This is a genomic window from Kitasatospora sp. NPDC056783 (assembly GCF_042789895.1).
Classification (GTDB): Bacteria; Actinomycetota; Actinomycetes; order Streptomycetales; family Streptomycetaceae; genus Kitasatospora.
In genome coordinates this window covers 1-6265 of sequence record NZ_JBHUAF010000458.1, presented here as the reverse complement: position 1 = coordinate 6265, position 6265 = coordinate 1, and the positions used below count along the sequence as shown (strand labels likewise).

Here is a 6265-nt window from a genome sequence, read left to right as displayed (position 1 = left end):
GCGGCACATCCTTCCTTCATCCAGTCCACGCCGAAGCGTTTTCCGGGGCGGATCCTCGACCCGTGGGGCCGGGCGCCGCCCGGTAACGCTTCGGCATCCTCCGCTCCACCGGCCATTGACACCCCGCTGAGGCGGCCCTTACGGTCCTTCCCAAGCGACTGGAAAGTTTCCTAACAGTTCCTCAGGGCCCTTCCCGCCCTTACCCGACAGTTCGTCCGACCAGCCGAAAGAGGAGGATTCCGGGCATGACCAAGAGCACCGCCAAGGCCCCCCTCGCCGGCACCCCCAGCCTGCTGCGCGCCATCAACGACCGCGCCGCCCTCGAACTGCTGCTGGAGAACGGGCCGCTCTCGCGGACCCAGATCGGCTCTCTCACCGGGCTGTCCAAGCCCACCGCCTCCCAGCTGCTGGCCCGGCTGGAGGCGGCCGGGCTGGTCCTGCCGGTCGGCACCACGGCGGGCGGGCCCGGGCCCAACGCCCAGCTGTACCAGGTGAATCCGGCCGCCGGGTACGTCGCCGGGCTGGACGTCACCAACAGCGAGATCAGGGTCGCGGTCGCCGACATCACCGGCACCACGCTGGCCGAGCACGCCGTGCCGACCAAGGGTGTGCCGGCCGCCGGGACCGTTCCGGCCGTCGCGGCCGCGGTGGCCGAGGCGGTGCGGGCCGCCGGAATCCCCGCGGGCGGCCTGCGCACCGTCGCGATCGGGCTCGGCGGCGCCCCCGACCCGGTCACCGGCAAGCTGCGCTACGCCTCCCACCTGCCGGGCTGGCACTCGCCGCGGCTGGTCGAGGAGTTGACGGAGGCGGTCGGCGCGCCGGTGTCGATCGAGAACGACGTGAACCTGGCCGCCGTCGCCGAGCGCTCCTCCGGCGCCGCGGCCGGCTTCGAGGACTTCGTCCTGCTCTGGGCCGGGGCGGGGGTCGGAGCGGCGATCGTGATCGCCGGGCGGCTGCACCGCGGCTTCACCGGCGGCGCCGGGGAGGTCGGCTACATGCCGCTGCCCGACTCCCCGGTCGAGTTCGACGCCCGCCGCCGCAAGTTCGGCGGCTTCCAGGCCCTGGTCGGCACGCCCGCCGTCCGGCTCCTGGCCCGTGAGCACGGGCTCGGCGCGGCCACCGCGCAGGAGTCCATCACCAGGGCGCTGGCCACCCCGGGCGCCGGCGACGCCTTCCTCGCCGAGCTGGCCGGGCGGCTCGCCGTCGGGCTGGCGGTGATCGTCGCCGTCGTCGACCCCCAGCTGGTGGTCCTCTCCGGCGTGGTACCGACCGCGGGCGGCGAGCGCCTGCGCGCGCTGGTCGAGGACGAGTTGGCGCGGGTCTCGATCGCCCGGCCGGAGGTGCGCAGCAGCGCCCTGCCCGGCTCGCCCGTCCTGCTCGGCGCCCTGCAACGTGCCCTGTCCGACGCCCGCGAGGCGGTCTTCTCCACCCACTGACGCCACCCACCGCCGACACCCACTGACGCGCCCCGCCGACGCCCACCACCGCCGCTTCCGCCCACCGACGCTCCCCCTGTCACCTGGCTCCACCTGCACCCACCTCTCCCCCAACCCCCGATCGCGGGATCCGAGGCAATGAGGCCTGCCCGCGCACCCCCAGGAGGACCCCGAAGTGCACGCCACCACCTCCCGCAGAGGCCGCCGTACCGTCGCCGCCCTCGCCGGCAGCGCCGTCCTGGCCCTGCTCGCCTCCGCCTGCACCGGCTCCAGCGACTCGGGCGGCAACGACGACTCGGCCAGCGGCAAGGACGTCACCATCACCTTCTGGCACGGCTGGAGCCAGGAGAACGAGACCAAGGCGATCAACGACAACATCGCCGCGTTCGAGAAGAGCCACCCCAACATCCACGTCAAGGCCGTGGACAGCCTCTCGGACGACAAGGTCAACCAGGCCCTGCGGGCCGGCGGCGCGGACGCGCCGGACGTGGTGTCCTCCTTCACCACCAACAACGTCGGCATGTTCTGCTCGACCAAGGCCTTCGTCGACCTCAAGCCGATGCTCCAGAAGAGCGGCATCGACCCGGCCAAGACCTTCCCGGCGACGATGCTCGACTACTCCCAGTTCCAGGGCAACCAGTGCTCGCTGCCGCTGCTCGGCGACGCCTACGGCCTGTTCTACAACAAGAAGGCCTTCGCCGCCGCCGGCGTCTCCGCCCCGCCGAAGACCTTCAGCGAGTTCGCCGACGCCGCCGCCAAGCTGACCGTCGCCGACGGCGACTCGTACAAGCAGCTCGGCTACATGCCGCTGTTCCACGGCTACGAGAACACCAGCGAGCACTTCCTCGGCCAGTACGGCGCGAGCTACTTCGGCTCCGACGGCAAGTCGAACGTCGCCACCGACCCGAAGGTCGCCTCGATGTTCACGTGGCAGAAGGGCCTGGTCGACCAGCTCGGCGGCTACACCAAGCTGGAGAAGTACCGCGCGACCTTCGGCGAGGAGTTCAGCGCCAAGAACCCCTTCAACACCGGCCAGGTCGCGATGATCCTGGACGGCGAGTGGCGCACCGCCTCGCTCGCCAAGGACAAGCCCGACATCGACTGGGCCACCGCCCCCTTCCCCGTCCCGGACGACCAGGCCGACACCTACGGCCGCGGCTACCAGACCGGCACCATCGTCGGCATCGCCAGCACCAGCAAGAAGCAGGCCGCGGCCTGGGAGTTCGTCAAGTACCTGACCACGGACACCGACGCGGTGGTCAGCTTCGCCAACGCGATCCACAACGTGCCGAGCACCTTCGACGCGCTCAACTCGCCGAAGCTGGTCAGCGACGCCAACTTCAAGACCTTCCTGGACGTCGCCAAGAACCCCCACTCCAGCACCACCCCGGCGGCCGTCAACGGCGGCAGCTACATCTCCACCCTGCAGAACCTCGGCTACGACTACGAGGCCGGAAAGCAGAGCGACCTGGCCGCGGGCCTGGCCGCCACGGCCAAGCAGATCGACACCGACATCGCCCAGGCCAAGTAGCCCGGGAACGGTCCACGGAGCTCCCATGTCACTCGCGTTCGGCACCCGCAAGGGCAACGGAGACCAGGCCGGCACGGGACCGACCGGCCCGGCGGCGCCCTCCACGCAGCACCTGCTGCGCCGGAGGCGCCGCCGGGAGGCGGCCCGCACCCTCGCCTTCCTCTCCCCCTGGCTGATCGGGTTCTGCGTCTTCTTCGCCTACCCGCTGATCTCCACCGTCTACTTCTCCTTCACCTCCTACAACGGCTTCGGCACCCCGACCTTCGCCGGACTGAAGAACTGGGACTACGTCCTCAACAACCTGCCGTTCTTCTGGCAGGGCCTGCGCAACACCCTGTGGCTGGTGGTCGTCATGGTGAGCCTGCGGGTCGCCTTCGGCCTGGGCGTCGGGATGCTGATCACCAAGGTGAAGACCGGCGCCGGCTTCTTCCGGACCGCCTTCTACCTGCCGTACCTGGCCCCGCCGGTGGCCGCGACCGTCGCCTTCGCCTTCCTGTTCAACCCCGGCACCGGCCCGGTCAACCACCTGCTCGGCGAGCTCGGCCTGCCGCAGCCCGGCTGGTTCGCCTCCGAGGACTGGTCCAAGCCCGCGCTCACCCTGCTCGCCATGTGGGGGGTCGGCGACCTGATGGTCATCTTCATGGCCTCGCTGCTGGACGTCCCCAAGGAGCAATACGAGGCGGCCGAACTGGACGGCGCCGGCCCGTTCCAGCGGTTCCGGTACGTCACCCTGCCGAACATCTCGCCGATCATCATGTTCGCGGTGGTCACCGGGGTGATCCAGACCATGCAGTACTACACCCAGGCGATCGTCGCCGGGAAGGTCGCCAGCGGCATCGCGGGCGGCTCCGGCCAGCAGTTCGACCCCGGCTACCCGAACGGCTCCACCTGGACCCTGCCGCAGCTGGTCTACAAGCTCGGCTTCCAGGGCTACAACTACGGCGCGGCCTGCGTCGTCGCCGTGGTGCTGTTCGCCATCTCGATGGCCGTCACCTCGATCCTGCTCCGCCGCCGGTCCGGCTTCATGGCGAGCGACGACTAGCGGACGGATGAGGACTCCGACATGACTCTCGGCTCCACCATGACCAAGGCTCCGGCCCGCACCTCCGGCAGCGGCCCCGCCGCCCGGGCCGCCCGGCGCCACGCGGCGCTCAACTGGGTGGCCGTGCACGCGCTGGCCATCGCCGCCGCGCTGTTCTTCCTGCTGCCCTTCGTGTTCGTCTTCCTCACCTCGGTGATGTCGGACCAGCAGGCGCTCACCACCGACTACTGGCCGACCGACTGGAACTGGGGCAACTACGCCAAGGTCTGGGACACCCCCGGCTTCCTCACCTGGTGGCGCAACACCCTGATGTACGCCGTGCTCGGCACGGTGCTGACCGTGGTCTCCAGCCTGCCGGTGGCCTACGCGCTCGCCAAGTTCCGCTTCCGCGGCCGCAACCTGGCGCTGATGGCGGTCATCGCGATGATGATGCTGCCGCCGCAGGTCACCGTCATCCCGATGTACCTGTTCTGGTCCAAGCAGATGGGCCTGAGCAGCTCGCTCTGGCCGCTGATCATCCCGATGGCCTTCGGCGACGCGTTCACCATCTTCCTGCTGCGCCAGTTCCTGATGACCATCCCCAAGGAGTACATCGAGGCCGCCCGGCTCGACGGCTGCGGCGACCTGCGCACCCTGCTGCGGGTGGTGCTGCCGATGGCCAAGCCGGCCATCGCCGCCGTCGCGCTGTTCCAGTTCTTCTACTGCTGGAACGACTACTTCGGCCCGCAGATCTACGCCAGCAACAACCACGACTCCTGGACGCTCAGTTACGGCCTGGAGTCCTTCAAGGCCGCCCACCACACCAACTGGAACCTCACCATGGCCGCCACCCTGCTGGTGATGGCGCCGGTGATCGTCCTCTTCTTCTTCGCTCAGAAGGCCTTCATCGAAGGCGTGACACTGACAGGGGTCAAGGGCTGATGTCCGCACTGAAGTTGGCAATCGTCGGCGGCGGTTCGACGTACACCCCGGAGCTGATCGACGGCTTCGCCCGGCTGCGCGACACCCTGCCGATCGGCGAGCTGGTGCTGATCGACCCGGCCGCCGGGCGCCTGGAGCTGATCGGCGGCCTCGCCCGGCGGATCTTCGCCAAGCAGGGCCACTCCGCGGTCGTCACCACGACCACCGACCTGGTGGCGGGCGTCGCGGACGCCGACGCGGTGCTGCTCCAGCTGCGCGTCGGCGGGCAGGCGGCCCGCGACCGGGACGAGACCTGGCCGCTGGAGTGCGGCTGCGTCGGGCAGGAGACCACCGGCGCCGGCGGGCTCGCCAAGGCGCTGCGCACCGTCCCGGTGGTGCTGGACATCGCCGAGCAGGTGCGCCGGACCAACCCGGACGCCTGGATCGTGGACTTCACCAACCCGGTCGGCATCGTCACCCGGGCCCTGCGGACGGCCGGGCACAAGGCCGTCGGGCTGTGCAACGTCGCGATCGGCTTCCAGCGCAAGTTCGCCGCGCACCTGGGTGTGGACCCGGAGCTGATCCGGCTCGACCACGTCGGGCTCAACCACCTGACCTGGGAGCGCGGGGTGACCCTGCTGGACGCCCCGGGCGCGGCCGGCGGGCGCGAGGTGCTGCCGGAGCTGCTCTCCTCGTACGGCAAGGAGATCGCCGAGGACCTGCACCTGCCGCAGCCCGTCATCCAGCGGCTCGGCGTGGTGCCGTCCTACTACCTGCGGTACTTCTACCAGCACGATGCGGTGGTCGCGGAGCTGCGGGAGCAGGGCTCGCGGGCCGCGCAGGTGGCCGAGATCGAGCGGCAGCTCCTGGAGATGTACGCCGACCCGGCCCTGGACACCAAGCCCGAGCTGCTCGGCAAGCGCGGCGGCGCCTTCTACTCGGAGGCGGCCGTCCAGCTGATCGCCGCGCTGCTCGGCACCGGTGGCGGCACCTCGGTGCAGGTGGTCAACACCCGCAACGACGGCGTGCTGCCCTTCCTGCCGGACGACGCCGTGATCGAGGTCCCGGCCGAGGTGGACGCCCGGGGCGTGCGCCCGCTGCCGCAGCGGCCCGTCGAGCCGCTGTACGCGGGGCTGATCGCCGCCGTCACCGCGTACGAGCACCTCGCCCTCGACGCCGCCCTGCACGGCGGCCGCGACCGGGTCTTCGACGCCCTGCTCGCCCACCCGCTGGTCGGCCAGATCGAGCTCGCCGACCGGCTCACGGACCGGCTGCTCGCCCACAACCGCGAGCACCTCGCCTGGGCCTGATCCGGCCCGCGCCCTGCCCGCCCGGCCCGCCGAGGAGGCGGCCGGG

5 protein-coding genes are annotated in these 6265 nt (G+C 70.9%); all 5 read left to right on the top strand.

Features of this window, described 5'->3' with window-relative positions; translation table 11 throughout:
- Nucleotides 1-245 precede the first annotated feature (245 nt).
- Nucleotides 246-1436, top strand: a complete 1191-nt coding sequence (locus ACFRMQ_RS36725; protein ID WP_380735179.1) for an ROK family protein — start codon at nt 246-248, stop codon at nt 1434-1436.
- Nucleotides 1437-1611: 175 nt separating this feature from the next.
- Nucleotides 1612-2967: an ABC transporter substrate-binding protein gene (locus ACFRMQ_RS36720; protein ID WP_380735178.1), complete on the top strand. Its 1356-nt coding sequence runs from the start codon at nt 1612-1614 to the stop codon at nt 2965-2967.
- Nucleotides 2968-2992: 25 nt separating this feature from the next.
- Complete coding sequence (locus ACFRMQ_RS36715; protein ID WP_380735177.1) at nt 2993-4009, top strand: carbohydrate ABC transporter permease; 1017 nt, start codon at nt 2993-2995, stop codon at nt 4007-4009.
- Between the two features lie 39 nt (nt 4010-4048).
- Nucleotides 4049-4930 carry a carbohydrate ABC transporter permease gene (locus ACFRMQ_RS36710; protein WP_380735181.1) on the top strand — a complete coding sequence of 294 codons (882 nt, stop codon included), beginning with the start codon at nt 4049-4051 and terminating at the stop codon, nt 4928-4930.
- 8 nt (nt 4931-4938) lie between these two features.
- A complete protein-coding gene (locus tag ACFRMQ_RS36705) occupies nt 4939-6219 on the top strand; it encodes a 6-phospho-beta-glucosidase (protein ID WP_380735180.1) in 1281 nt (426 codons plus the stop codon).
- Nucleotides 6220-6265 lie beyond the last annotated feature (46 nt).